Source organism: Actinomycetospora sp., from assembly GCF_055612215.1.
In genome coordinates this window covers 1-2,796 of record NZ_JBVPVA010000502.1, presented here as the reverse complement: position 1 = coordinate 2,796, position 2,796 = coordinate 1, and the positions used below count along the sequence as shown (strand labels likewise).

Annotated in this window: 4 protein-coding genes; 2 read left to right on the top strand and 2 right to left on the bottom strand. The window is 72.6% G+C overall.

All coding sequences use genetic code 11. From position 1 onward, the window contains the following. Positions 1–516 (bottom strand): DUF3043 domain-containing protein (locus AC0CYZ_RS13990; protein ID WP_472216289.1); only part of this gene is annotated, 516 nt, incomplete at its 3' end. Between the two features lie 191 nt (positions 517–707). Here AC0CYZ_RS13990 and AC0CYZ_RS13985 point away from each other — a divergent pair. Continuing rightward, on the top strand, positions 708–896 hold the full coding sequence (locus AC0CYZ_RS13985) for a hypothetical protein (protein ID WP_472216287.1): 189 nt from the start codon (positions 708–710) through the stop codon (positions 894–896). A 194-nt stretch (positions 897–1,090) separates the two neighbouring features. Then, positions 1,091–1,459, top strand: a complete 369-nt coding sequence (locus AC0CYZ_RS13980; protein WP_472216285.1) for a HesB/IscA family protein — start codon at positions 1,091–1,093, stop codon at positions 1,457–1,459. Between the two features lie 146 nt (positions 1,460–1,605). On the opposite strand, the gene AC0CYZ_RS13975 is transcribed toward AC0CYZ_RS13980, so the two are convergent. After that, positions 1,606–2,595, bottom strand: coding sequence for an adenosine kinase (locus AC0CYZ_RS13975; RefSeq protein WP_472216283.1), 990 nt, complete (start codon positions 2,593–2,595; stop codon positions 1,606–1,608). Positions 2,596–2,796 lie beyond the last annotated feature (201 nt).

The window sequence follows — 2,796 nt, the reverse complement described above, 5'->3', positions numbered from 1 at the left end:
CTGGCGGCCCAGCAGCGTGCCCTCGACGACCATCGCGGCGAGCATGCACAGGCAGAGCAGGCTGCCGATGTTCTGCAGGCCCGCGACGGGGACGACGACGGTGATGAAGATCAGCACCGCCAGCGGCATGAACAGGCCCATGAGGTGGCGCCGGGAGTCGACGGAGTCCCGGATGAAGGCCTTGACCGGCCCGCGGTCACGGACCGGGAGCACGCGGTCGTCGCCGGCCATCATGCGCTTGCGGCGCTCCGCCGAGGCCTCGCGGCGCTGGGTCTTGTCGCCGCGCGTCGCCTTCGCGCGCTTCATGGCCTCGCGCTGCGTCTTCGGGGCGGGCGCGACGGGCCCGCGGCGGCGGCCCTCGGCCTCGCGCCGCGACCGCGTCGGGCGGCCCTTGCCGGTCGACTGCGCACGCCGGGCGCCGACCGAGACGACCTCCTGCTCCTCGGCGGCGTCGGTGGCGGCGTCGGTCGAGGCGGACGCGGAGGTGGCGCTGGAGCCGCGGCGCAGGAAGTTCACGCGCCCAGGATAAGGCACCCGGTACCACTCGAGGGTCGCTAGCGTGGTGGTCCGTACGCATGCCCGTCGCGCTGGACGCCGTCCCCGGTGCCCGGCCCGCGAGCAGGCCCCGCGGCGCTCACCGGCGAGCGGTCACCTCACCGGGATCCGGCGCGTCGCGGGCCACCGTGAGGTGTCGGGGAGGAGAGGCCATGGACGACCGGGACGACGCCCTGTCGATGCTGATCCTGATCACGGGGCCGCTGGCGCTGGTGGTGTCGACCGGCTGGCAGGTCGCCTGGCTGGTGGTCCTCGCGGTGTTCGCGCTGCTGCGCCGCACCGGGCAGTCCTGGCGGGTCCCGGGCGGGCGCACCCCGCCGCCGGATCCCGCCGGGGCGTGAGGAGTGGCGCACGTCGGGCTCGGTCCACGTGATGACGGGGCCGGGATGTGCCACCATGGAGATCGCAGGCGAGCCGCGTCGTGCGCCGTCGGGACCGCTCCGGGCCCGGCGCAACGGGCCGCGTCGGGCGGGAACATCCCGCCGCCCGACGGGGTTGCACGCCACGGACCGCACCGGGAGCTCCAGGGAGAACCATGACCGTCGAGAACCCCACCGCGCCGACGACCGAGACGGCCGAGCACGGCGTCGAGCTGAGCGATGCCGCGTCGAGCAAGGCGAAGGCCCTGCTCGACCAGGAGGGCCGCGACGACATGCACCTGCGCATCGCCGTCCAGCCCGGTGGCTGCGCGGGGCTTCGTTACCAGCTCTTCTTCGACGACCGCAGCCTCGACGGCGACCTCTTCCGCGACTTCAACGGCCTGAAGGTGGCCGTGGACCGGATGAGCGCGCCGTACGTGCAGGGCGCCACGATCGACTTCGTCGACACCATCGACAAGCAGGGCTTCACCATCGACAACCCGAACGCGACGGGCTCCTGCGCCTGCGGCGACAGCTTCAACTGAGTTCGCCCTCGCGCTCCTGACACCGAGAGCCCCCGGACCCGACGGGTCCGGGGGCTCTCGTCATGTCGCGGTCGACCTGGAGAGACGAAGGGCCGGTCTGTCACCCGTGGTGGTGACCGACCGGCCGTTCGTGCGTTGCGGGGGTGTCAGCCGGCCTCGGGCACGTCCTGGGCGACCGTGGCCTTGAGGTTCTCCGGCGGCTGCGCGCCGAGCTGGGCGACGACGTGCGACGCGGCCACCGAGCCGATCCGCCCGGCCACCTGCAGCTCGAACCCGCGCACCAGGCCGTAGAGGAAGCCGCCGGCGTAGGCGTCGCCCGCGCCGGTGGTGTCGACGAGCTGGTCAGCGGGCCGGGCCTCGACCTCGTGCGTGGTGCCGCCCTCGGCGTAGATCGTCGAGCCCTTCGCGCCGTGGGTGACGACGACGAGCTCGCAGTTGCCCCCGTTGCCGCGCAGCAGCGACTCGATCGGCTCGTCGCCCACCAGGGCGGCGACCTCGTCCTCGTCGGCCAGGAGGATCTCGACGTTCTCCCGGGCCAGCTCGCGGAAGTACTCGCGGTGGCGCTCGACGCACAGCGCGTCGGACAGCGTCAGCGCGACCCGGGCCTCGCTCTTGGACGCGGCGTCGACGATCTTGCCGATGGTCGCGCGGGCCTGCTCGGTGTCGGCCAGGTAGCCCTCGATGAGGGCGACCGACGAGCCGGCGACCTCTCCCTGGTCGATGTCCGACGGACCGAGCGCGGTGCAGGCACCCAGGTAGGTGCCCATCGTGCGCTCGCCGTCGGGGGTCACCAGCACCAGGCAGCGGGCAGTGGACGGGCCCTCGGTCAGCGCCGGGGTGCGGAAGCTCACGCCGTGGCTGCGGATCGAGTTCGTGAAGGACGTGCCCAGCTGGTCGTCGTGGACCTTGCCGATGTAGCCCGTGTCCCCGCCGAGGGCGGCCGCGATCGCGACCGTGTTGGCGACGCTCCCACCGGAGCGCTCGGTCGTCTCACCGGCCTTCGCGTACAGCGCCTCGGCCTGGTCCTGGTCGACGAGCGTCATGCCCCCCTTCGGCAGGTCGAAGGCGGTGATGGTGTCGTCGTCGGTCTGCGTGAGCACGTCGACGATCGCGTTGCCGATTCCCAGAACGTCCATGGGCCGGGGTGTCCTTCCATCGCGGTGACTCGCTTCGGATCAACCCGCCACGGTAGGTGATGGCGTGGGTGTCGACAGCCCGATCGTTGCGTCGGGCACTATCGCCGCCCCTCAGGCGTAGACCGGGTACTGCGGCTCCGGGATCGCCGGGTGGATGCGCTGCTCGACGAAGATGCCGTGCCAGAGCATGAACACCAGCAG